This is a genomic window from Mesorhizobium sp. M0894, from assembly GCF_040319725.1.
Classification (GTDB): domain Bacteria; phylum Pseudomonadota; class Alphaproteobacteria; order Rhizobiales; family Rhizobiaceae; genus Mesorhizobium.
In genome coordinates, this window is the sequence record NZ_JAMYOG010000005.1 from 76,774 (window position 1) to 101,476 (window position 24,703).

Sequence of the window (24,703 nt, forward strand, 5' to 3'; positions counted from 1 at the left end):
CGGTGCATTCGCGCCACGGCGGTTGGAGGCGGCCTCTCAGGCGTCCGCCGACCATTCCGACAGCGCGGCGATCACGCTTTTCAGTTCCGCCCAGCGGCGGATGACCGTTTCGGCACCGGCTTCGGTCAGCGCATCGGCGTGGCCGGGATAGCTGTGCGCCGCGCCGGTGAAGCCGATGACGCGCATTCCCGCCGTCTTGGCGCCGGTGACGCCATGCACGGAATCCTCGATGACGAAGGTGTTCGCAGGATCGGCCTTGAGCTTTTCCGCGGCGAACCGGAACACGTCCGGCGCCGGCTTGGTTTTCCCGGTCGGCGTTTCCAGCGACGAAAAGATACGGCCGGCAAAGAACGGCAAAAGCTGCACCTTCTCCAGCATGAATTCGATCCGCTCCGAACGCGAATTCGAACAGACGCAGCGCGGCACCATTACCGCGGCGACAGCCTCGTGCGCCCCGTCGATGGCACGCACGTCGCTGCGCAGCCGGCGATCGACCAGCTGTTCCTCCTTGTCGATCAGGGAGGCCTGGAACGGGATCCGGGACTTTTCCTCGACCCGCATCATGATGTCCCTGAAAGTCAGCCCGGCATAGACCTCGGAAATCTCCTCCGCCGATATCTCATAGCCGGCCGAGGTCAAAAGCTCGGCATCGATGCGTGCGGCGATGATTTCGGAATTGACGAGCACGCCGTCGCAATCGAAGATGACAAGGTCTGGCTGGGGCATGGTGATCCGGAAAGCGGGATGAAGGGAATGCCAAGAGGCCTTTGGTCCAAACGGCTCAGGCGGCGCGGCATACACCAACAGGCCGGGCTTCGCAAATTCGGCAGTATGCTTCACTGAATATTTACGCTGATCGGTAACCATAACGGACAGTAAACAGTAACGCGTGCCTTGGGTGTCATAATGTCTGCCGTGCGTCTTCTCGACGAGCTTTCCGATGCTCCCCAGCAATCCGAGTGGCTGGATACGATCCTGAAGGGCGACTGCGTGGCCGCGCTGGAACGGCTGCCGGAAAAATCGATCGACGTGATCTTTGCCGATCCGCCTTACAATCTGCAGCTCGATGGCGATCTGCACCGGCCCGACCAATCCAAGGTCGATGCCGTCGACGACCATTGGGACCAGTTCGACAGTTTTGAGGCCTACGACGCCTTCACCCGCGCCTGGCTGCTGGCGGCGCGCCGCGTGTTGAAGCCCAACGGCACGATCTGGGTCATCGGCTCCTACCACAATATTTTCAGGGTCGGCGCCAAGATGCAGGACCTGGGCTTCTGGATCCTCAATGACGTCGTCTGGCGCAAGACCAATCCAATGCCCAATTTCCGTGGCCGTCGCTTCCAGAACGCGCATGAGACGATGATCTGGGCATCGCGCGACCAGAAGGGCAAAGGTTACACCTTCAACTACGAGGCGCTGAAGGCATCGAACGACGACATTCAGATGCGCTCCGACTGGCTGTTTCCGATCTGCACCGGCGGCGAGCGCCTGAAGAACGACAATGGCGACAAATTGCATCCGACGCAGAAGCCGGAAGCGTTGCTTGCCCGCGTCATGACGGCATCGACCAGGCCCGGCGACATCGTGCTCGATCCCTTCTTCGGTTCAGGAACCACCGGTGCGGTGGCCAAACGGCTTGGCCGCCACTTCGTCGGCATCGAGCGTGAGCAAGCCTATATCGATGCCGCCATGGAACGCATCGATGCGGTCCGGCCGCTGGACGGCGCCAATTTGACAGTGCTGACCGGCAAGCGCGCCGAGCCGCGCGTTGCCTTCGTCACGCTGCTCGACAATGGCCTGGTGGCACCCGGCGCTACGCTCTACGACGCCAAGAAGCGTTGGGCGGCCAAGGTGCGTGCCGACGGCACGCTGGCGATCGGCGACAGTGCCGGGTCGATCCACAAGATCGGCGCTGAGGTACAGGGGCTGGACGCCTGCAACGGATGGACCTTCTGGCATTATGAGCGCAGCGGAGGCCTGACCCCGATTGACGAGCTTCGCCGCATTGCGCGGCTAGGCATGGAACGGGCAGGGGCCTGACGGTTTCTGAGTTGCGACAGATCAGTTAATGCGAAGGCTCAGCCAGTCCCTGGAAGCGATTCAAATCACACCTTGATCCCAAGACGCGCAAGGTCCGCCCTGAGCGTCTTTGCATCGGTGAACAGCACCGACTGCCAGCCGGCCGCCTTGGCGCCGTCGACATTTTTCTGGCTGTCGTCGATGAATAGCGTGGCTGACGGTTCGAGGCCGAACGCGGTGACGTGGTGATCATAGATGGCGCGATCCGGCTTGATTAGCCCGATCTCGGCTGACACGGTGATGCCGCGCGGGCGCTCCAGGAACGGAAAGCGGTCGCGCGCTTCGCGGAACGTATCGTCAGCCCAGTTGGTCAGCAGCGTCACGTCATGGCCAGTGTCGATCAGGCGCTCCATGATGGCTACGCTGTCATTATAGGCATGCGGTGCCATTTCGTGCCAATGGCGGCGGAAATTGCGGATATTCTGTTCGTGATCCGGGTACTGGGCGATCAGGAGCGTCTCTGCCTCTTCCCAGGTCCGGCCGCGATCCTGCTCGATGTTCCAATCATGCGTGCAGACATTGTCGAAGAACCATTTCCGTTCGTCTGGATCGGGGATCAAGCGGCTGAAGGGCAGGTTCGGATCATAGTGGATCAGCACTTTGCCGATGTCGAAAACGATGTGGCGGATTTCGGACATTCTTCTCTCTTTCAATGCGGCCGCTGCTTCTTCGTCGCGCCCGGTATCGCCGCTTCGATTACCTTTTTCATGACGCTCGGCAGCGCTTCCCCGGAAATTTCATGGGCCAGCGACCAGAAATGCCCGGGCGGGGCGGCGCTGTCGGTCTCCGCCTTGAACACGTCGAGTTCGAGCGCAAAATGGGTAAAGACATGGCCGATGCGTCCGGCCTGCCGCCAGTCGCCGGGGAACGGGGCTGCCGCTTCCGTTGTGGCGCCGTCGATGCGCGCGGTCCAGCCGGTCGTCGGCACTTCGGTCATGCCGCCCAGCAGGCCTTTTTCGACGCGCTTGCGCAAAAGCACGGCGCCGTCGCCCCTGACGGCGACGAAAGCGGCGCCGCGGCGCAAGGGTTTCTCGGCCTTGGGCAGGCGGACCGGAAAGCGCTCGGGATCGCCCGAGATTGTGGCGCTGCAATCCTGCCTGACGGGGCAAAGCACGCAGCGGGGCCGGCGCGGTGTGCAGATCGTCGCGCCCAGGTCCATCATCGCCTGCGCGAAGTCGCCGGGCCTTGTCCCGGGAACCATGTGCTCGACATGGCTGCGTATCTCGCTCTTGGCTTCGCCCAGCGGCGTGGCGATCGAAAACAGCCGTGAGACTACCCGTTCGACATTGCCGTCGACGACCGCGGCTGGTCGGTCGAAGGCGATCGCCGCGATCGCCGCTGCCGTATAGGCGCCGATACCGGGCAGTTCCTTCAAGCCGGTCTCACTGTCCGGAAAGCGGCCGCCTAGCCGCGCGACGAGATCGGCGCAAGCCTTGAGGTTGCGGGCGCGAGAATAATAGCCGAGCCCGGCCCAGGCCTTCATGACGTCTTCGATCGGTGCCGCCGCCAGTGCCTCGACAGTTGGCCACTTCTGCACGAACGCCCGGAAATAGGATTTTACCGCCTCGACCGTGGTTTGCTGCAGCATCACCTCGGAAAGCCAGACCAGATAGGGATCGGGCTGCGCGCCGCCTGCCAGCGGGCGCGGCGGAACGCGCCAGGGCAGGTCGCGGTGATGCGCGTCGTACCAGCCAAGCAGCCGGAACGCGATCTCGCCATTGTCTCCGGATACGGCCTTGCGGGTCTGGTCGTGCAGTGCCATTGATCGAGGGTCGGCCCTAATCCACTGGTGCTGAAGCTGGTGACTGGAGAACGCACATGGCAGGGAAAAGGCCCTTCGGCAATCCCGTTCCGGTGAGCGATCTCGCAACCGAGATCCTCGACCCGGTGCTGCGCAAGCGGGCCGGCATGTCGATCGGGCTGGTTCAGTCGTGGGAAGAGATTGCCGGGCCGCGGCTTGCCGGCCGCTCGCGCCCGGAAAAGATCCAGTGGCCACGCCGCATGCACGAGGACGATCCGTTCGAGCCGGCGGTGCTGGTGATTGCCTGCGAGGGTGTGGCGGCACTGCATCTGCAGCACGAGACCGGCGAGATCATCAACCGGGTCAATGCGTTTCTCGGCTTCAATGCGATCGGCCGGATCAGGATCGTGCAGAAACCGGTAATGAGTGGCAAGGAAAAGCCGAAACCCATTTTGCGGCCGCTGACCGTGGCCGAGAAGGCGAAGCTGTCGGGCACTGTCGGTTTGATCGAGGACGACGGGCTGCGCGCCTCGCTGGAGCGGCTTGGCGCCACCATTCTAGGCCAAAGGAAGCCGTAATCTCGCGCTATCGTGATGGCATGCTCGAATTTGCCGATTGGAATAGGGGTGGCAATGCCTTAATTCGCGCCAACTCTCGCTTTTTGTAGCCTTTGCATTGCAAAATCCAACTATTGCCAGGTGATTCGTATGATCCGTTCCTTGTCCCGCAGAAATCTCTTGTCGTCGCTCGCCGCCATACCAGCGGTGGCGCTGCTTGCCGCCTGCAGCGATTCCGGCGAGAAAGCCGAGGCGCAGGATGTGAAGCCTGCGGCTCCGGCGGAACCTGCGAAGCCGGCCGCGCCAGCCGCCGCCAAAGCGCCTGAAGCTCAGGGCACGGTGGATATGGCAGCCTTGTTGAAGCCCAGCGCGCTGCCCGACATGCAGCTCGGCAAGGACGACGCAAAGGTCACCATCGTTGAATATGCATCGATGACCTGCCCGCATTGCGCGCATTTCGCCGAGACCACTTTTCCGGAGCTGAAGACGAAATATATCGACACCGGCAAGGCCCGTTACATCCTGCGCGAATTTCCGTTCGACCCCAGCGCCGAGGCCGGTTTCATGCTGGCGCGCTGCTCCAAGGACAACTATTTCCCGATGGTCGACGTGCTGTTCAGGCAGCAGGCGAACTGGGTTGGTGTGAACAATACCAAGGACGCACTGCTGCAAATCGCCAAGCTTGCCGGTTTTACACAGGAGTCCTTCGAGGCCTGCTTGACGGACCAGAAGCTTCTGGACGATGTGAGATCCGTCCAGAAGCGCGGCGCCGACGAATTCAAGGTCGATTCCACACCGACCTTTTTCATCAACGGAAAGACCTACAAAGGGGCGATGTCGATTGCGGAAATGTCGGCCATCATCGACCCTCTGCTCTGACGTTTCGGCAGCGCCGAAGCGGCTGCGCTTCGGCGTGCGCACTTCTTTGTCTTGCCGCTGGTTCTCCTTGCAAAACCGCGGAACAGTTTTGCGAAACTTGGCTATGGGTCGGCGCGAATGAAGTTCTCGCGCCTTCGCCTCCTCGGCTTCAAATCCTTCGTCGAACCCGGCGAGTTCGTCATCGAACGCGGCCTGACCGGCATCGTCGGGCCGAACGGCTGCGGCAAGTCGAACCTGGTCGAGGCGCTACGCTGGGTTATGGGCGAAAGCTCTTACAAGAACATGCGTGCGTCCGGCATGGACGACGTCATCTTTTCCGGCTCGGGAGCGCGTCCGGCCCGCAACACCGCCGAAGTCACGCTGTTCCTCGACAATAGCGACCGGACTGCGCCGTCTGCCTTCAACGACGCCGATGAGTTGCAGGTCTCGCGCCGCATCGAGCGCGAGGCCGGCTCGCTCTACCGCATCAATGGCAAGGAAGCCCGTGCCAAGGATGTCCAGCTGCTGTTCGCCGACCAGTCGACCGGCGCCCGCTCGCCCTCGATGGTTGGCCAGGGCCGCATCGGCGAGCTGATCCAGGCAAAGCCGCAGGCGCGCCGCGCACTGCTGGAAGAGGCGGCCGGCATTTCCGGCCTGCACACACGGCGCCACGAAGCCGAGCTGCGGCTGAAGGCGGCCGAACAGAACCTCGAACGGCTGGATGACGTCGTCGGCGAGCTGGAAAGCCAGATCGAAAGCCTGAAACGCCAGGCCCGCCAGGCCTCGCGCTTCAAGAACCTGTCGGCCGACATCCGCAAGGCCGAAGCGAAGCTGCTGCATCTGCGTTGGACGCTGGCCAAGACGCAGGAAGGCGAAGCGCGTTCGGCGCTGGCGATTGCCACCGCGCTGGTCGGCGACCGTGCTGCCGCCCAGATGGCTGCCGCAAGGGAACAAGGTATCAACGCCCACCGGCTGCCGGACCTGCGCGATGCGGAAGCCGCCGCCGCCGCCGCCTTCCAGCGTCTGTCGATCGCCAAGGCACAGATCGAGGAAGAGGCAGGCCGCATCCGCGCCCGCCAGGCTGAGCTCGACCGCCGACTGCAACAGCTCGATGGCGACCTTGCCCGCGAGGAGCGCATGGTCCGCGACAATGCGGATATCCTCGAACGCCTCGCCGCCGAAGAAGCCGCGCTCAATGTCGAAAACGCCGGCGCCGCCGAGCGCGAGGCCAGCACCCGCGCGGCTTTCGAGCAGGCGGCATCGACGCTTGCTTCGAGCGAGGCCAAGCTGGCCTCGCTGACCGCCGAACGGGCGGAGGCGGCCGCCTCGCGCAACCAGATTGAACGGACGCTGCGCGATACCGCTGAGCGCCGCGACCGCTTTGCCCGCCAGCTTGCTGATGTCGACCGCGAACTGTCGGAGATCGTCTCCAGGGTCGCCGGCCTGCCCGACCCCGCCGAGAAGCGGCTGCTGGTCGAACAGGCGCAGGCGCTGCTCGAAGGGGCCGAACGAGCCGCGATTGCCACGGAACAGGCGGTCGCCGAGGCACGCGCAAGCGAAAGTGCCGCCCGCCCACCGGTTCAGGACGCAAAGGCCGAACTGGCGCGGATCGAAACCGAGGCCCGCACGCTCGCCAAGATCCTGAACGCCGCGAGCGGCGATTTGTTTCCCTCGGTGCTGGAGCAGATCAGCGTCGAGCGTGGCTACGAGACGGCGCTGGGTGCCGCGCTTGGCGAAGATCTCGACGTGCCGCTTGATCGTAGCGCGCCTGTGCATTGGGGCCAGAGCGAAATCCAGCCCGGCGATGTCGCTTTGCCGGAACGCATAAAGAGCCTCGCTAGCGTGGTGCGCGCGCCGGCGCAACTGGCCCGCCGGCTGGCCCAGATCGGCATTGTCGATGCCGCCGACGGAAGAAAGTTGCAGACGCTGCTTGCTCCCGGTCAACGATTGGTCAGCCGCGAAGGCGCGCTCTGGCGTTGGGATGGCTTCACCGCCAGCGCCGATGCGCCGACCGCCGCCGCGCAGCGGCTGGCGCAGAAAAACCGGCTGGCCGAACTCGATGCCGAAGCGGTTCATGCCACGCGCATCCTGCGCGAAGCCGAACAGGCGCTTGCGCAGGCCGAACAGGCGCTTGCCCAGGCGAGCGAGGCCGAACGCAATGCCCGACAGGCCGGGCGCGACGCCCAGCATGGGCTGGATGCTGCCCGCAATACGCTGGCTGAGGCCGAAAAAGCCGGCGGCGAACTGTCGAGCCGGCGTGCAGCACTTGACGAGGCGCGCGCGCGTATCGTCGACAGCCATGAGGAGACGGCGGCGGCATTCGTCGAGGCGGAAATGCTGCTGCAAGACGCTCCCGATCTCGGCGATCTGCAACTGCAGCTCGAGCAGTCGGCGGCCAACGTCGCCCGCGACCGCGCCGCCCTTGCCGATGCGCGTGCCGTTCACGAGGGCCTGAGGCGAGAAGCCGAGGCACGTGCGCGCCGGCTCGACGCGATCGGCGCGGAACGGCGCAATTGGGTGGAGCGCGCCGAAAACGCCTCGACGCAGATCGCGGCACTCGGCGAACGCAAGGCAGAGGCTGAGGCCGAGCGCGAGCAACTGGCCGACGCACCCGACGAGATCGACGGCAAACGGCGCGCCCTGCTGTCGCAACTCGCCGAGGCCGAAAGCCTGCGAAAAGCTGCAGGTGACCGCTTGCAGGAAGCGGAGAACCGGCAGTCCGAGCTGGACAAGGCTGCGACCGCTGCCATTCAGTCGCTCGCCGAAGCGCGCGAAACGCGTGTTCGCGCCGAAGAGCGGCTGACCGCCGCCGACGAGCGTCGGCTGGAAGTCGAGGCGCGCATCCAGGAAACGCTGAACACGCCGCCGCATCTGGTGATCCGCCACACTGGCCTCGAACCCGACAGCCCGATGCCCGAAATGGCCGAGATCGAGCGTCAGCTCGACCGGCTGAAGGTTGAGCGCGAACGGTTGGGCGCCGTCAATTTGCGCGCCGAGGAAGAGCAGAAGGAACTATCGGACCGGCTGGAGACCATCGTCTCCGAGCGCGACGACATCATCGAGGCGATCCGCAAGCTGCGGCAGGCGATCCACAGCCTGAACCGCGAAGGCCGCGAGCGGCTGCTCGCCGCCTTCGAGGTGGTCAACGGCCATTTTCAGCGGCTGTTTTCGCATTTGTTCGGCGGCGGCACCGCCGAGCTGCAACTGATCGAGTCCGACGATCCGCTCGAAGCCGGGCTCGAGATCCTGGCGCGCCCGCCCGGCAAGAAACCGCAGACGATGACGCTGCTGTCCGGCGGTGAGCAGGCATTGACGGCGATGTCGCTGATCTTCGCCGTGTTCCTGACCAACCCGGCGCCGATCTGCGTGCTCGACGAAGTCGACGCCCCGCTCGACGACCACAATGTCGAACGCTTCTGCAATCTGATGGACGAAATGGCCGCAACCACCGAAACGCGCTTCGTCATCATCACACACAACCCGATCACCATGGCGCGCATGGACCGGCTGTTCGGGGTAACCATGGCCGAGCAAGGCGTTAGCCAACTGGTGTCGGTCGACCTGCAGGCTGCCGAAGCCATGCGCGAGGCAAGCTGAAGCATCAGCTTAGTGGTGGTCTCCACCTCGGCTTTCGACTATAGCACGACGAAATGGGCTGGATCTGCCTCTCCAGATACCCGCCCGGCTGTGCGCGTGGAGAAGCTTGTTGCCTATACTTATCACCGGAGCCGCGGGGTTCATTGGCAGTCATGTTTGCCACCATCTGCTCAACCGGGGAGAAGCGGTCGTCGGCGTCGACAACATGAACGACTATTACGACCTGGCGCTCAAAAAGGGGCGGCTTGCCCGCCTTTTGCCCCGTAAGGATTTTTCGTTCCACCAGATCGATATTGCCGAACAGGGCGCGCTTGCGGCCGCTTTGGCGGGGAAAGGCATCGTCAGAATCGTGCATCTCGCCGCGCAGGCCGGCGTGCGTCACTCACTCGACAATCCACGGCTCTATATCCGTTCCAATGTCATGGGCCACCTCGAAGTGCTCGAATTCTGTCGCGCCGAACCGGCATTCGAGCATCTGGTCTATGCCTCGTCGAGCTCGGTCTATGGTGGCAACCGCAGCGTGCCGTTCAGCGAGGCCGATCAGGTCGACAAGCCCGTCTCGCTTTACGCCGCCACCAAGAAAACCGATGAACTGATGAGCCACACCTACGCCCATCTGTTCGGCATACCGCAGACCGGCCTGCGGTTTTTCACGGTCTATGGTCCCTGGGGCCGCCCCGACATGGCCTATTGGATGTTCAGCAAGGCGATGCTCGAGGACAATCCGATCCGGGTCTTCAACAATGGCGAAATGTGGCGCGATTTCACCTACATAGACGATGTTGTGAAGGCGGTTGTCGCTGTGCTCGACAAGCCCCCCACGGACGTTCCGCCGAACAGGCTTTACAATGTCGGCAACAACCGGCCGGTGCGGCTGGGCGACTTCATCGACATTCTGGAAAGGCTGCTCGGGGTCAAGGCAATCCGCCACAACGAGCCGATGCAGGCGAGCGACGTCGAGAAGACTTATGCTGACATGACCGCGCTGGAGCGGGATTTCGGCTTTAGGCCTAGCGTTTCGATAGAGGACGGGCTGAAGAAGTTTGTCGATTGGTACCGGCCGTACTCGAAGCAGTAATTTGCACCGCTCGCTGTGACATCTCCTATCTCGATGCGAACCGATATCACTGGCATTCGGCCCAAATCCGCAACTGATCCGGCGCGAAGCTTTGAAGAACCTGGCCCATGGTGCTCGTGCGACAGTAGCTCACCGTCAAGCGTGACCTGGAGTGGGTACAAGTCGGACTGCAAAAAGCATCATACTGTCCTAACATCCTGTTAACCACATGCTCGCTGAAAAGTATCCGATTAACCTTTGAGGCGCTTATGAACGCTATGTTCTGTGGCTTGCTGTTCAGTATGAGCTGTGTAGATGTGCGGATTCGGGGGCTATTTCGGTTCAGTCCGGGATGCGGAAGCTTTGCTTGCGCGCATGACGTCTGCGATCGCCCATCGCGGGCCGGATGAACGAGGGAAATTCGTAGCGCCCGAAGCTGGACTTGGGCATGCGCGGCTGTCGGTGATCGGGATTGGTGATGGCCAGCAACCGATGTCCGACGAGACCGGCAATTTGACGATTGCGTTCAACGGCGAGATTTTCAATTACGTGGAATTGCGCGAAGGACTGCTGGCCAAGGGCCGACGCTTCCGCACGTCGAGCGACACAGAAGTTCTCCTGCAGCTGTATGACGAGATGGGCGAAGACTGCCTGTCGCTCCTGAACGGTGATTTCGCCTTCGCGATATGGGATAATCGGCGTCGGCGGATGGTGCTTGCAAGAGACCGCATGGGTGTTCGGCCGCTGTTCTACACCAGCAGGGACGGGGTGCTCTACTTTGCGTCGGAGATAAAAGCCCTGCTGAAGGTGCCCGGCGTCTCGGCCGAAATCGATCCGATCGCACTCGACCAGATCTTTACGCTGTGGGCGCCGATCGCTCCACGCACGGCTTTCCGCAACATCCACGAGCTGGAGCCGGGAAGCGTGATGATCGCGACACAGGGGCAAGTCACGGTCAAACCATATTGGCACCTAGACTACCCGTATCTCGACGCGCCATCAAAAATCAGCAATGAGGACGATGCGGCCGAAGAACTGCAGGCCCTTTTGACCGACGCGGTGAGGCTTCGCATGCGCGCCGACGTTCCGGTCGGTTCTTACCTTTCGGGCGGGCTCGATTCATCCCTCGTTTCGGCAATCGCGGCCGGCATGACTCCTCTTAAGCTGCAGACATTTTCCGTGACGTTCGACAGCGCCGAGCATGACGAAAGCGCCTTCCAGACCGAAATGGCGTTGGCGCTTGGCACCTATCATCGAACCATCGCCTGCCGTGCGGGCGATATCGCCGGTGTGTTTCCCGAAGTCATCCGCTTTGCCGAACGGCCGATCATCCGTACCGCCCCCGCCCCCCTCTATCAACTGTCCGGCCTCGTTCGCCAGGCCGGTTTGAAAGTGGTGCTGACAGGCGAAGGCGCCGACGAGGTCTTTGCCGGCTATGATGTCTTCAAGGAAGCGCGGGTTCGCCGTTTCTGCGGACGACAGCCGGCATCGCGCATCAGGCCACAGCTGTTCCGCAAGCTTTATCCCTATCTGCCGGGGCTGCAACAGCAGTCCGTGGAGTACCTGGCTGCGTTCTTCGGCACCGGCAGCGCTGCCCTGGACGATCCCCTATTCTCGCATCGGCCGCGTTTCAAGACCACATCAGCGGCGAAGATGTTCTTTTCCGGTGACCTGCGCGCGACATTGAAGGGCTATGACGCAGCCGAGGAACTGGCCAGCCGGTTGCCTGAGGCGTTTTCCCGGTGGCATCCGCTGCATCAGGGGCAATATCTCGAAACCCGCTTTCTCCTGCCGGGCTACATCCTCTCGAGCCAGGGCGACCGGATGGCCATGGCGCACGGTATTGAAGGGCGTTTCCCCTTCCTCGATCATCGTTTGGTGGAGTTTGCAGCAAGACTTCCGCCGGAAATGAAGCTGAAGGGACTGGTGGAAAAACACATACTGCGCAAAGTTGCCAAGCACTTGCTCCCGACGGCCATCGGGGAGCGCACCAAACAGCCTTACCGGGCGCCGGAAGCCCGCTCCTTCGTTGGAGCCGGAGAACTGGACTACGTGCGCGACTCGCTCAGCGAGGCGAGCATCGCCGCCGGAGGACTATTCAACGCCAAGGCGGTGGCGAACCTGCACGAGAAATGCCGCTTGCAGCCAGCGTCCGGGTTCCGCGACAATGCTGCCTTCGTCGGCATTTTGTCGACCCAACTGTGGCAGAAGATTTTCACCGGCCAAAAGGTCGGTACAGCACGAGCGGCCTGAGAAATCGAGGGAAGAAAACATCATGGTAACAATCAAGGACAAGGTCAAAACCTTTATCGTCGACAACTTCCTGTTCGGCGACTCGTCCTACGAGCTTGCAGACACGGCATCACTGATCGAGAACGACATCATCGACTCGACGGCCGTGCTGGAACTCGTAGCTTTCATTGAGGATGATTTCGGCATCGCGATGGTCGATACCGACATCGTACCGGCCAATCTGGATTCGATTGACCGTATCTCCGCCTTCATCAAGGCGAAAGCAGAAGCGCTGGCAGCGTAGGCGCAATTGGCGAGGAGCGTCCGTGCGGATCGAACATTTTCTGGCTGCCAAGGCCGCTGCCCATCCAGCCAAAACGGCATTGATCACCGAGCACAAAAGGCTGTGTTACGAAGAGCTGGACGATCTCTCAAGCCGCCTGGCCGCCGCCCTTTTCACGAATGGCGTCAGGCGCGACGACCGCGTCCTGATCTTCATGGACAATTGCTGGGAGGCTGCGGTTTCGATTTTCGCAGTTCTTAAGGCAGGCGCGACTTTCAGTCCGATCAACGTATCTACCAAGGCCGAAAAGCTTGCCTACATCATCGCCGATTGCGACGCAGCTGCGATCCTTACGCAAGCAAAACTGATGCCCTTGGTCGCCGAGGCGTCCGGATCCTCCGGCAAGACCGGCATCTTCGTGGCTTCCACCCTTGGTGCGGATAACCAATGCCCGGCAGGCGCCACATCCCTGGCGGATTGCTTGACGTTCCAAGCCAGGGAGATTGACCACCGCGGCATTGACGTCGATCTTGCGATGTTGATCTACACCTCGGGCTCGACCGGCCGGCCCAAGGGCGTGATGATGACGCACCGCAATTGCGACGCGGCGGCCGACTCAATCACCACCTATCTGCGCAATTCGCCGGACGACATCATCTTGAATGTTCTGCCCCTGGCTTTCGACTACGGGCTCTATCAGTTGCTGATGGCTGTCAGGCTCGGCGCCACGCTCGTGCTCGAGAAGTCCTTCGCTTTTCCCCAGGCGGTCTTTGAACGTATCCGCCAGGAAGGCGTCACCGGTCTTCCGCTCGTGCCCACGATGGCAGCGATGATCCTGCAGATGCGTGACCTGGCGCCGGGCTTCCTGCCCAGCCTTCGCTATATTTCCAACACGGCGGCTGCCTTGCCGCCGGCTCACATAGAACGCCTGCGGTTTCTTTTCCCCGATGTCAGGCTCTATTCGATGTATGGCCTGACGGAATGCAAGCGCTGCACCTATCTGCCACCCGAGGAACTCGACCACCGGCCGGGGTCGGTCGGGATAGCCATTCCGAACACCGAGGCCTTTGTCGTCGACGACTACGGGCAACGAGTGCCGCCGGGCGTAGCAGGTGAGTTGGTCATTCGCGGGCCGCACGTCATGCAGGGTTATTGGCGAAACGAAGCTGCGACGGCACAAGCCCTTCGCCCAGGTCCGAATCCTTGGGAGATGGTTCTCTACACCGGCGATCTGTTCCGGGCCGATGAGGAAGGCTTTCTTTATTTCGTCGGCCGCAAGGACGACATCATAAAGTCGCGGGGGGAGAAAGTCGCGCCCAAGGAAGTGGAAGCCGTGCTTCACGCGCATCCGGGCATCGCGGAAGCAGTGGTTGTCGGTGTGCCGGATCCCGTGCTCGGGCATGCGATCGGTGCACTCATCGTACGGTCCGACCCGGCGCTTAGCGAAAAGGATATCATTCGTCATTGTGCACGCCACCTTGAGGACTTTATGGTCCCCAGGGTCATCGAGTTCCGCCGGGAACTGCCGAAGACCGATACCGGCAAGGTCAGTCGTCGGCTTGCGGCAGAAACCATGGAGGCCGCTCAATGAATGTTCGCCCCGCCAAGGACGCGCGGACCTTTCTGGCGCAGGCTCTGGCGATCGACCTGGCCGCCGAAACGGACCGTGTCGTAACGGCTTTGCGTCAGCAGTTGCGCGGGTTTCGCAAGCGGGGCCTTGTGCTCGGTCTTTCGGGCGGGATCGATTCGAGCGTGTCGGTCGCGTTGGCCGCGCGAGCCGTCGGACCGCGGAATGTGCTTTGCCTGTTCATGCCGGAAAGCGATTCCGATCCCGAAAGTCTGCGGCTCGGCCGCCTCGTCGCCGAAACTTTTGGCGTCGAGGCTATCGTAGAGGATATCGGGCCGACCCTGAGCGCGATGGGCTGCTACCAGCGTCGCGACGCCTTTATCCGCGAATTGGTCCCGGAATACGCCGAAGGCTGGGCCTCGAAGATCGTGATCGCGAACGCCCTCGAGGGCAAGGGCTACAATATCTCATCCCTGGTGGTGCAGGATCCGGAAGGCAAGCAGACGAAACTGAGAATGCCGTTGCCTGTCTATCTTGGTATCGTCGCCGCCACCAACATGAAACAGCGCACCCGCAAGCAGATCGAATACTATCACGCCGACCGCTTGAACTTCGCCGTCCTTGGAACGCCGAACCGGCTGGAATACGATCAGGGTTTCTTCGTGAAGAACGGTGACGGCGCAGCGGACGTCAAGCCGATCGCGCACCTCTATAAAACGCAGGTCTATGCGCTGGCGGCCCATCTCGGTGTTCCGGAGGAAATCCGGAACCGGCCGCCGACCACCGATACCTACTCGCTGGCGCAGACCCAGGAGGAGTTCTACTTCTCGCTTCCTTATGACCGTATGGATATTTGCCTTTACGGCCTCAACAACGGCGTGGCGGCTGAGCTGGTGGGGCAGGCGGCGGGGTTGGCCGCCTCACAAGTGGAACGCGTCTGGGCCGATATCATCGCCAAACGCAAGGCGACGCGTTATCTGCACCAGCGTCCGCAACTCGTTGATGAAGTCGAGGAAATCGGCACCTGAACCGCCTCGAAACCGGGCCACGGATGGACGGTTCGATTTGAACGTGTCCCGACTCTAGCTGAAACGGCTCCCGATCAGCCGGCTCCACTGCTCGCCCGCAAGACCGTTCAGGAAGACTTGCGAGTTCTTCATGGCGTCCAACAGCTCTGGATCACGTGAATGCACCACCGTTGAGGCAACGGTCAGGAAAGCGATGCGTCGTCCAAGCATCGCCTCCAGAAGTGCAGGTTGAACACGTCCGCGCAGGCCGCTGACGCCGCGCGCGGCGGCATGATCGATAAGGCAGTCTATCACCGAGCCCGCCTGGCCGGGGAGGGCGAGGATCTGCAGCACGCGACCAATTTGATACTTCCGTGCGTAATAGGCGAAAGCGCCGACATTGTTGCCGACTGGCGATGTCACGCAACCGAAGACAAGCTCGCCTAAATCCGGCTTCTGTGCCGCATCGGTCAGGATGTGGTCGAGTTGGCCTTCCGTCCAATCCGGGCGCAGGGCGAATTGAGCGGTAAACGGCTCGATGAGCTTGGCAAATGTGTGGCTGTCGATTTCGGATATCCGAAATGCTCCGTGGCCTGCCCCTTCCACCGCCACACCTGACCAGCGTCGTTCGCTGGGCGTCATCCTCCTGCAATAAAATCGGTCGACGGCACGCGCCAACGGATTGAGCATTCGGGCAAGCGTCAGGCGATTGGCGGAAAGGCTGAGCATGAAGGCCGCGGGGCGCATCACGCGGACCCAGTCAAGGCTGTATTGCGGCAGGACCGCGCCGCGCAGCCGGGTCCACAATTTCACGGAGATATCGTTGGCCGTCTCGCTGAAGGAGATGTCCTGCGGACCATCAAGGTATGCTTTCAGCAAGCGGGCGCCGGCCAGCGGATCGTGCTCATGGTCCTCGACCATGAGCGAGCTACAGATGGCGGCGCGTAGTTGTCGGCCGTTGAACGTCATCGGCAGCACGTGGACACCGACAAATCCGGAGACGCGACCGGCGTCGTTGACATGGACAAGCGACCGGAGGTCGCCGCCGCAACCGGGCGCATCCAGATAAAACCGTCTCATGTATTCGACGAGAGAGGCCGGCGCTTTCGTCCCTTCCTTCAGCAGCACGCGCTGAAACATGTCCGCGACTGCCGGGAGGTCGGCGCCTTGCAAGGCGCGAATGATGCTCAAGCCCGGCTCCCGGCACCGAAGTCCCGTCCGCCGAGCTTCCGGGCCAAGGCGACACGAGGCACGAGAACATCGGACGCGAGTTCCAACTCGACGCCCATGAAGCCGTGCAACCTCGACCAGTTGCGGTCGCCCCGGTGACTGAACGGAGTGCTGAATTGCTGCGGCAAGGTGGACCCTTTGCTTGACCGACGAAAACCGGCGTCATTGCTGCTAGCAGATTCAGGTAAACCGATATTAAAGTCGTTGCTTTGAATGGTAGCGAACCAGGTTGTCCGGCCTCATACCTGGACATCAGTAATTTTGGTTCCCGGCGGACTCTACACGACCAGCGGCATGAGTTGCGTGCTCCGCGTCGAACCGTTTCGGCTGGCCAAAGTTTCGTGTGGCGGCTCTTGACTGGGGGCGCGGGCGTAATACGGTGAGACAAATACCGGCTCTGGCCGCCGGGCGGCAAGAATGCCTCGTATGCCTCGCCTTGCGGCGGTGGCTGCGGGGCATTGTCATTTTGAGGCTTTGCTTGAAACGGCATATCGAGATCGGCATTCTCTATTCGCGGTCCGGCAACTACCGGCTGGTGTCCGAATCCTGCCGTGCGGGCGCGATGAACGCCATCGCCGACGTCAACGCCGATCCCGTTGTCCCCTTCGAATTCATCCCGGTCGAGCGCGACCCGCAGGGCAACATCGATCGGTATGCAAGCGGCTGCGCGGACATTCTCGCCAACAGCGGCGCGCGTCACATCATTGGCTGCGTCACCTCGTGGAGCCGCAAGGAGGTCATTCCAATCCTGGAAAGGGCAGGCGGCACGCTGTGGTATGCCTGCCCGTACGAGGGCTTCGAAGCCAATGAGCATGTCGTCTACACCCACGCCTGCCCCAATCAGCATCTGGTACCGCTACTTGCCTATGTCGTGCCTCGTTTCGGCGCCGACGGCTTCCTGCTCGGTTCCAACTACATCTGGGGTTGGGAGACCAACCGTGTGGCGCGCGACCTGATTGCGGACGCCGGCGGCAAGGTGCTGGGCGAACGCTATCTGCCGCTTGGCGAGGTCGATGTTGCGAGGCTGATCGCGGAGGTACAGGCGACGAGACCTGATTTCATTCTGAACAATCTCATCGGCCCTTCTTCCTATGCGTTTATCGCCGCCTATGCCGAGCTTGGCCGGCGCGACCCGCATTTCAGGCCGGAGCGTTGCCCGATCTTGTCCTGCAATCTCACGGAATGCGAATTGCCGGCGCTCAACGGGGCAGGGGATGGTCATCTTTCCGTTGGGCCCTATTTTCACGACACCTCGGGGGCGGATCGCGGAGCGGCTTCAGTGTCTTCCGTCATGCCTGCCTCATCCTTCGAGGCGGCGGCTTATGCCTCGGTGCGCACGCTCGCCGAGATCCTCACCCGCAACCCCGGTGCACAATGGACGGACCTGCCCAAGGTCTTTGCCGGAACATCATTTCGAACACCGCTGGGCGACATCGCCATCGATCCGCAAACCCAGCACGCTACCTTGCCGGTGCAGATCGGACGTATCGATGGGACATCGTTCAAAACGGTCACGCTGACGAAGGGCGTGGCACCCGATCCCTACCTTTCCCGCTATGACCGGACGGAGACGTTCGGGCGGCCACGCCTGCGGGTGGTGTCGTGAGCAAGATGGCGCGTATCCCGAACCTTGGAGGCGCCAGGGCTTTTGTCCTGCATCGTCCACATCCGACCGTGCAGGCGATCACAAGGCAATTGTCGGCCATCGGCCTTGAGGCGATTGGCTTCTGGCCGGAACTGCCGGCCGAAGCCTTGGCGGCGGACTTCGTTTTCTTCGACGTAGACCTCGGCTTTGACGAGCAATTTCCGTGGAAGCCGGGCGAGGCACCGATGCCGCTGATAGCGCTGATCGGCTCCGAGGCGCCGGGGCGTGTCGAATGGGCACTGTCGCACAAGGCCGATGCCCAATTGCTGAAACCGGTCGGCAACGCCGGCGTCTATAGCGCGCTTTTGATCGCAAGGCAGAGTTTCGAGGCGCGCAAGCTTCTGGCCAGCGAGATCGCCTCGCTTCGTCAGCGGGTCGCGGAGCGCCAGACCATCGTACGCGCGGTGGAGGTCTTGTCGAAGGGCGCCGAGGACGGCCGTGCCTATGCGCAGCTTCGCTCGCTGGCGATGAGCTGGCAAATCAGCGTCGAGGACGCCGCGCGCAGGATCGTGGCGATGACACAAGAAGAAGGCGACGATGACCAATCCGATCGCGCCTGAGCTTTCAGCCGCGGGGCGTATGCCAGCCAAGCCTCGCGCCGGCGTCTGGCGACGTCTGCTAAAACGGCCTCTCGCATTGCTCGGCCTCGGGATTATTGCCCTTGTCTTGGCCGGCGCCATTCTTGCACCGTGGCTGACAGGCTACGATCCGAACGAGCAGATGTTTGACGGGCTCACGCTTGAAGGCGCGCCACTGCCGCCGGGAGCCCAATTCTGGCTAGGCACCGACCTGCTTGGCCGCGACCTGCTGACCCGTCTTCTCTTCGGCGCGCGCACGTCGCTGATCATCGGCATCGTCGCCAATGGCGTGGCGCTTCTGATCGGCACGCTGGTCGGCATCACGGCCGGCTATTTCCGCGGCTGGATCGGCAGCGCGCTTATGCGCTTCACCGATTTGATGATGGCTTTCCCGGCGCTGCTGCTCGCCATCTGCCTGGCGGCGGTGCTCCAGCCGAGCCTGTGGATCGTCGCTATGGTGATCGCATTGGTGAACTGGGTGCAGACCGCCCGCGTCATCTACACCGAGACAAGTTCGCTCTCCGAGCGCGAGTTCATCGATGCTGAGCGCACCATCGGCGCAAGCGCTCCACGCATCCTGTTTCGTCATATCCTGCCGCACCTTTTGCCGACGATCATCGTCTGGGGCACGCTCGGCATCTCGACCACGGTGCTTCTGGAAGCGACGCTCAGCTATCTCGGCATCGGCGTGCAACCGCCGACTGCTTCCTGGGGCAACATCATCTTCGAAAACCAAACCTATTTTCAGGCAGCGCCCTGGCTGGTTTTCTTTCCGGGTGCGGCGATCCTGGCGCTAGCGCTAGCCTTTAACCTAGTCGGCGATGCGTTGCGCGACATTCTCGATCCGACGCAAAGGGGGCGAAGATGATCGCCTATCTCGGCCGCCGCGTTGTCCAGTCCGTGCTCATCTTGCTCGGCGTCTCTCTGATCACCTTTGCGCTGCTTTATCTGCTGCCCGCCGATCCCGTCCGCCAGATCGCCGGCCGCAGCGCCACGCCCGAGACGGTCGAGAACATCCGCCGGCAGCTCGGCCTCGACCAGCCCTTTGTCGTCCAGTATTGGCACTATCTGATCAGCCTGCTCAGCGGCGATCTGGGGCGCTCCTACATTCAGCGCTCGGAGGTCACGGAGCTGATCGTCTCGCGGCTGCCGGCAAGCCTGCTGCTGATGGTCGGCGCCATTACTTGCGAAGTCGTGATCGGGCTTACGATGGGCCTCATCGCCGCCGTCAAGCGCGGCACCGCCACCGACCAGTCGCTGATGGTCGCCTCCTTCGTCGGCGTCTCGGCGCCGCAATTCGTTGTCGGCCTGCTGCTGCTTTATGTGTTCGCGGTGCGGCTCGGTTGGTTCCCGATCGGCGGTTACGGCACTTGGCGCCATCTGGTGCTGCCGTCGCTGACCATGGGAATTCTCGGCGCAGGCTGGTACGCCCGCATGATGCGCTCGTCGATGATCGACGTGCTGCGCCAGGATTACGTGCGTACCGCGCGTGCCAAGGGTCTTGCACGCAGCGCCATTATCTTCCGGCACGCGCTGCCCAACGCCATCCTGCCGGTCATTGCCATGATCGGCATCGACATCGGCATCTTCATGGGCGGCATCGTGGTTGTCGAAAGCGTGTTCGGCTGGCCAGGCATCGGCCAGCTAGCCTGGCAGGCCATTCAGCGCATCGACATTCCGATCATCATGGGGGTCACCCTGGTTTCGGCCTTTGCCATCGTGCTCGGCAATCTCCTGGCCGACACTGTCGCACCGTTCATCGATCCACGCATCAAGCTCAGATGAAAACCAAGAACACCAGAGAAAGGGAACATGACATGAGAAAATATCTGATATCGACCGTGGCGGCATCGGCGCTTGCGCTGGTGCTTGGCATGACGAGCGTACGCGCCGAAGACGCCGTCGATCCGAATGCCAAGCAGGGCGGCGCGATCACCATTACCTACAAGGACGACGTCGCTACGCTCGATCCGGCCATCGGCTATGACTGGCAGAACTGGTCGATGATCAAGAGCCTGTTCGACGGGCTGATGGACTACGAGCCGGGCACCACCAACCTGCGGCCCGACCTTGCCGAGAGCTACGAGATTGCGCCCGACGGCAAGACCTTCACCTTCAAGCTGCGCCAAGGAGTGAAGTTCCACAATGGCCGTGAGATGACCGCCGACGACGTGAAATATTCGCTCGACCGGGTCACCAATCCAAAGACACAGAGCCCTGGTGCCGGCTTCTTCGGGTCGATCAAAGGCTATGACGATGTCGCTGCCGGCAAGGCGGAAAGCCTGGCCGGCATAACCGTCGTCGATCCCTACACGATCAAGTTCGAGCTGACCCGGCCCGACGCCACCTTCCTGCATGTCATGGCGATCAACTTCTCGCATGTCGTGCCGAAGGAAGAGGTCGAAAAATACGGCGCGGACTTCGGCAAACATCCGGTCGGCACCGGCGCCTTCAAGCTCGCGGAATGGACGCTCGGCCAGCGCGTGGTCTTCGAGCGTAACCCGGATTACTGGCACAAGGGCCTGCCGCATCTCGACAAGATCACCTTTGAGATCGGTCAGGAGCCGATCGTGGCGCTGCTGCGGCTCCAGAAAGGCGAGATCGACGTTCCCGGCGACGGCATTCCGCCGGCGAAATTCCAGGAGGTGATGGCCGATCCCGAGCAGAAGGCCCGTGTCGTCGAGGGCGGCCAGTTGCACACCGGCTATATCACCATGAATACCACCATGGCGCCGTTCGACAATGTGAAGGTGCGGCAGGCGGTCAACATGGCGATCAACAAGGACCGCATCGTCCAACTGATCAACAACCGTGCGGTGCCGGCCAATCAGCCATTGCCGCCGTCGATGCCTGGCTACGACAAAGAATTCAAGGGCTATTCCTATGACGTAGCCAAGGCCAAGGCCTTGCTTGCCGAGGCGGGGCATCCCGGTGGTTTTGACACGCAGCTGTTTGCCATGAATACCGATCCCAACCCGCGTATCGCGCAGGCCATCCAGCAGGATCTGGCGGCGGTCGGCATTAAGGCCAGCATCCAGTCGCTCGCCCAGGCCAACGTCATCGCCGCCGGCGGCGACAAGGCCGGTGCGCCGATGATCTGGTCCGGCGGCATGGCCTGGATCGCCGACTTCCCCGATCCGTCGAACTTCTACGGCCCGATCCTTGGCTGCGCTGGTGCCGTCCCGGGCGGCTGGAACTGGTCGTGGTATTGCAACAAGGAGCTCGACGCCAAGGCGGCCGAAGCCGACTCCATCGTCGACCCGGCCAAGGCTGGCGAACGCGCCAAGATGTGGAGCGAGATCTACGGCAAGATCATGGAAGACGCGCCTTGGGCACCGGTGTTCAACGAGCAGCGTTTCACCATGAAATCAACCCGCATGGGTGGCGCGGACAACCTCTATGTCGACCCGGTCCACATCCCGATCAACTACGACAATGTGTATGTGACCGATGTGCAATAACTGCGACTACACCATCCACGGGCGCCACCATCATTTCGGCTGGGACAATTCCTTTGTCCCGGCCGAACGGGTGGCGCCAGGGTCGACGATCGAGTTCCAGTGCCTGGACTCGTCCGGCGGGCAGCTGACGATGGAGAGCACCGTTGACGACGTTGCTTTGCTCGATTTTGCCAAGGTGAACCCGGTCACTGGGCCAATCTATGTCGACGGGGCAGAGCCGGGCGATGCCCTGAAAATCACCATCGAGGCGTTCAAGCCGTCCGGCTTCGGTTGGACAGCGAATATCCCGGGATTCGGTCTGTTGGCGGATGACTTCACTCAACCGGCACTGAATATCTGGAAGTACGACGCCGCCTCGCTCGAACCCGCGCTGTTCGGCAAGAGCGGCCGGGTGCCGCTCAAGCCCTTCGCCGGCACCATCGGCAATGCCCCGGCTGAGCCGGGTCTGCATTCGGTGGTCCCGCCGCGGCGCGTGGGCGGCAATATGGACATCCGTGATCTCGCTGCCGGCACGGTGCTCTACCTGCCCGTAGAGGTCGCGGGAGCGTTGTTCTCGGTCGGTGACACGCACGCCGCGCAAGGCGACGGCGAGGTCTGCGGCACGGCGATCGAGAGCCCCATGGACGCCGTGCTGACGCTCGATCTGGTCAAGGATGCCCGGCTGCGGACGCCGCGTTTCACGACGCCCGGTCCGGTGTCGCGACATCTCGACGCCAAGGGCTATGAGGTGACAACCGGTATCGGGCCGGATCTGATGGACGGCGCCAGGAGCGCCGTCTCGCAGATGATCGACCTGCTCTCCGGCCGCTACCGCATGGATCCGGTAGACGCCTATATGCTCGTGTCGGTTTGCGGCGACCTGCGCATCAGCGAGATCGTCGACATGCCCAACTGGGTGGTTTCTTTCTACTTCCCCCGCTGCGTCTTTGAATGAAGGTGGAGGACATCAAACGATCCGGGCAGGGCGCCGCGGAGAGTGGCTCTGTCAGGCCGGTACTCAGCGTCTCAGGTCTGAGCGTCGCCGTGCGCGGCGAAGAGGGCGACCGCGACGTCGTTTCCGACCTGACATTCGACCTGATGCGCGGCGAAACGCTTTGCATCGCCGGCGAGTCCGGTTCCGGCAAGTCGATGACGGCGCTGGCCATCATGGGCTTGCTGCCGCAGCCGGCGGCACGCATCAGATCAGGCTCCATCCGGCTCGGCGATCAGGATCTCGCGGCTCTTAGCGAGAGTGGTATGCGCCGCATCCGCGGCGACCGCATTGCCATGATCTTTCAGGAACCGATGACATCGCTCAATCCGGTTCTTTCCATCGGCCGGCAGCTCACGGAGGCGATCGAGGCACACGCCTCGCTGTCGCGCTCCAACTCGCGGCTGAGGGCGCTCGAGGCGCTGAAGGCAGTCCGAATTCCGGATGCCGAACGGCGGCTCGAGCACTATCCGCACGAACTCTCAGGCGGCATGCGCCAGCGTGTGATGATTGCCATGGCTCTGGCCCTGAACCCGGATGTGCTGATCGCCGATGAACCGACGACCGCCCTCGACGTCACCGTTCAGGGCGAGGTGCTGGAGTTGCTGCGTGACCTGCAGCGCGAGCACGGCACCAGCGTTATCCTGATCACGCACGACATGGGTGTCGTCGCCGAGATGGCGGACCGCGTTATCATCATGCGCGATGGCCGGATGGTCGAGCAGGGCAGCGCGACCGACATCTTCACCCGCCCGCAGGCAGATTATACGCGCGAGCTTCTGGCCGCCGTGCCACGCATCGGCGGTGGACGGCCGGCCGAAGACCGACAAGACGCCGCCCACATGCCGGCCGAGCTTGTATCCGTCAGCGATCTTCACGTCCGCTTCGACCTGCGCGGCGGCTTCTTCGGTCGCGTTGACCGCAGGGTGCACGCGGTCGAGGGCGTCAGTTTCTCGATCGCGCCGCACGAAACGCTGTCGCTGGTCGGCGAATCGGGCTGCGGCAAGTCGACGACGGCCAAGGCGATCGCCGGGCTGGTGCCCTACACCGGCAGCATTTCAATCGGCAGCCACGACTTGTCGGCGCTCAGCCGCAAGGAGCGCAAGGCTGTACGCCGCAATGTGCAGATGATCTTTCAGGATCCCTTCGCGTCCCTCGACCCGCGCATGCGAGTAGGCGATCTCGTCGCCGAGCCTCTGCTGATCCACGGCCTCGGCGACAAAGAGCAACGGCACGCCCAGATCGCCGCACTGTTCGAACGCGTCGGCCTCTCCGCTGACCAGATGGAGCGCTATCCCCACGAATTCTCCGGCGGGCAGCGCCAGCGAATCTGCGTTGCACGGGCGCTGGCGCTGCGACCAAAGCTGATCATTGCCGACGAGAGCGTCTCTGCTCTCGATGTGTCGGTGCAGGCGCGCGTGTTAAGATTGCTGAAGGAACTGCAGCGCGAATTCGGCGTCGCATATCTCTTCATCTCGCACGACATGGCGGTGGTAGAGAACATCTCCGATCGCGTGGCGGTAATGTATCTGGGGCAGATCGTCGAGATGGGCACCCGCGACCAGATCTTCTCCAACCCGCGCCATCCTTACACAAAGCGGCTGATCGAAGCCGTTCCGGTTCCCGATCCAGGCCGGCGCCGCGCCCGGTTCGCCCGTTTGGACAGCGAAATTCCAAGCGCTGTGCGGCGCATCGGTGACGAGCCCCGGAAACTCAAGCTTGAAGATGTTGGCGACGGCCACCTCGTCGCCACTTGATCAGCTTAGGCCGCCTCGTCCAGCCAATCCGCAGACGCTCGGGGACAGCAGCATATGTGATGCTCGGGCGGCAGGATGTGATCG

20 protein-coding genes are annotated in these 24,703 nt (G+C 62.4%); 16 read left to right on the forward strand and 4 right to left on the reverse strand.

Translation table 11 applies throughout. The features are described from left to right. Positions 1 to 36: 36 nt before the first annotated feature. Entirely contained in the window at positions 37 to 726 is a 690-nt protein-coding gene (locus NKH91_RS11820; protein WP_352884916.1) for an HAD family hydrolase, read from the reverse strand. Between the two features lie 180 nt (positions 727 to 906). Between NKH91_RS11820 and NKH91_RS11825 the strand changes: the two genes are divergently transcribed. After that, positions 907 to 2,040 (forward strand): site-specific DNA-methyltransferase, encoded by a 1,134-nt coding sequence (locus NKH91_RS11825; protein ID WP_023716941.1) that lies wholly within the window; start codon positions 907 to 909, stop codon positions 2,038 to 2,040. Between the two features lie 65 nt (positions 2,041 to 2,105). On the opposite strand, the gene NKH91_RS11830 is transcribed toward NKH91_RS11825, so the two are convergent. Beyond that, positions 2,106 to 2,717 (reverse strand): HAD family hydrolase, encoded by a 612-nt coding sequence (locus NKH91_RS11830; protein ID WP_023716942.1) that lies wholly within the window; start codon positions 2,715 to 2,717, stop codon positions 2,106 to 2,108. 11 nt (positions 2,718 to 2,728) lie between these two features. Beyond that, entirely contained in the window at positions 2,729 to 3,841 is a 1,113-nt protein-coding gene (gene mutY / locus NKH91_RS11835; protein ID WP_023716943.1) for an A/G-specific adenine glycosylase, read from the reverse strand. 56 nt (positions 3,842 to 3,897) lie between these two features. Here mutY and NKH91_RS11840 point away from each other — a divergent pair, with 56 nt between their 5' ends. From NKH91_RS11840 to nadE, 8 genes are all read left to right on the forward strand, one after another. Further along, entirely contained in the window at positions 3,898 to 4,398 is a 501-nt protein-coding gene (locus tag NKH91_RS11840; RefSeq protein ID WP_352483702.1) for a DUF721 domain-containing protein, read from the forward strand. A 129-nt stretch (positions 4,399 to 4,527) separates the two neighbouring features. Then, positions 4,528 to 5,256, forward strand: coding sequence for a DsbA family protein (locus NKH91_RS11845; RefSeq protein WP_352483701.1), 729 nt, complete (start codon positions 4,528 to 4,530; stop codon positions 5,254 to 5,256). A 117-nt stretch (positions 5,257 to 5,373) separates the two neighbouring features. Continuing rightward, positions 5,374 to 8,832, forward strand: coding sequence for a chromosome segregation protein SMC (gene smc / locus NKH91_RS11850; RefSeq protein WP_352884919.1), 3,459 nt, complete (start codon positions 5,374 to 5,376; stop codon positions 8,830 to 8,832). A 109-nt stretch (positions 8,833 to 8,941) separates the two neighbouring features. After that, positions 8,942 to 9,910 (forward strand): NAD-dependent epimerase/dehydratase family protein, encoded by a 969-nt coding sequence (locus NKH91_RS11855; protein WP_352884921.1) that lies wholly within the window; start codon positions 8,942 to 8,944, stop codon positions 9,908 to 9,910. Positions 9,911 to 10,204: 294 nt separating this feature from the next. Beyond that, positions 10,205 to 12,142: an asparagine synthase (glutamine-hydrolyzing) gene (asnB, locus tag NKH91_RS11860; protein ID WP_352589032.1), complete on the forward strand. Its 1,938-nt coding sequence runs from the start codon at positions 10,205 to 10,207 to the stop codon at positions 12,140 to 12,142. 19 nt (positions 12,143 to 12,161) lie between these two features. Then, complete coding sequence (locus tag NKH91_RS11865; RefSeq protein WP_156948004.1) at positions 12,162 to 12,425, forward strand: acyl carrier protein; 264 nt, start codon at positions 12,162 to 12,164, stop codon at positions 12,423 to 12,425. 22 nt (positions 12,426 to 12,447) lie between these two features. Further along, entirely contained in the window at positions 12,448 to 13,995 is a 1,548-nt protein-coding gene (locus NKH91_RS11870) for a class I adenylate-forming enzyme family protein (protein WP_352884922.1), read from the forward strand. Beyond that, a complete protein-coding gene (gene nadE, locus NKH91_RS11875; RefSeq protein ID WP_352483696.1) occupies positions 13,992 to 14,999 on the forward strand; it encodes an NAD(+) synthase in 1,008 nt (335 codons plus the stop codon). The genes NKH91_RS11870 and nadE overlap by 4 nt, the downstream gene beginning before the upstream one ends. A gap of 54 nt (positions 15,000 to 15,053) precedes the next feature. Here nadE and NKH91_RS11880 read toward each other — a convergent pair whose 3' ends face one another. Then, positions 15,054 to 16,169: a hypothetical protein gene (locus tag NKH91_RS11880; RefSeq protein ID WP_352483695.1), complete on the reverse strand. Its 1,116-nt coding sequence runs from the start codon at positions 16,167 to 16,169 to the stop codon at positions 15,054 to 15,056. A gap of 517 nt (positions 16,170 to 16,686) precedes the next feature. Here NKH91_RS11880 and NKH91_RS11885 point away from each other — a divergent pair. The 7 genes from NKH91_RS11885 to NKH91_RS11915 are packed head-to-tail and all read left to right on the forward strand — an operon-like array spanning position 16,687 to position 24,619. Then, positions 16,687 to 17,814: a transporter substrate-binding protein gene (locus NKH91_RS11885; RefSeq protein ID WP_023716954.1), complete on the forward strand. Its 1,128-nt coding sequence runs from the start codon at positions 16,687 to 16,689 to the stop codon at positions 17,812 to 17,814. Continuing rightward, complete coding sequence (locus NKH91_RS11890; RefSeq protein WP_023716955.1) at positions 17,811 to 18,413, forward strand: ANTAR domain-containing response regulator; 603 nt, start codon at positions 17,811 to 17,813, stop codon at positions 18,411 to 18,413. Before NKH91_RS11885 ends, NKH91_RS11890 begins: the two co-directional genes overlap by 4 nt. 19 nt (positions 18,414 to 18,432) lie before the next feature. After that, positions 18,433 to 19,299 (forward strand): ABC transporter permease, encoded by an 867-nt coding sequence (locus tag NKH91_RS11895; protein ID WP_352589251.1) that lies wholly within the window; start codon positions 18,433 to 18,435, stop codon positions 19,297 to 19,299. Beyond that, positions 19,296 to 20,216: an ABC transporter permease gene (locus NKH91_RS11900; RefSeq protein ID WP_352547582.1), complete on the forward strand. Its 921-nt coding sequence runs from the start codon at positions 19,296 to 19,298 to the stop codon at positions 20,214 to 20,216. Before NKH91_RS11895 ends, NKH91_RS11900 begins: the two co-directional genes overlap by 4 nt. Positions 20,217 to 20,248: 32 nt before the next feature. Continuing rightward, positions 20,249 to 21,892 (forward strand): ABC transporter substrate-binding protein, encoded by a 1,644-nt coding sequence (locus NKH91_RS11905; RefSeq protein ID WP_352589034.1) that lies wholly within the window; start codon positions 20,249 to 20,251, stop codon positions 21,890 to 21,892. Next, entirely contained in the window at positions 21,882 to 22,826 is a 945-nt protein-coding gene (locus NKH91_RS11910; protein ID WP_023716959.1) for an acetamidase/formamidase family protein, read from the forward strand. Before NKH91_RS11905 ends, NKH91_RS11910 begins: the two co-directional genes overlap by 11 nt. Further along, the gene (locus tag NKH91_RS11915) at positions 22,823 to 24,619 is read left to right on the forward strand and encodes an ABC transporter ATP-binding protein (protein WP_352859165.1); all 1,797 of its coding nucleotides are present in this window, start codon (positions 22,823 to 22,825) and stop codon (positions 24,617 to 24,619) included. The genes NKH91_RS11910 and NKH91_RS11915 overlap by 4 nt, the downstream gene beginning before the upstream one ends. The last annotated feature ends 84 nt before the right edge of the window (positions 24,620 to 24,703 follow it).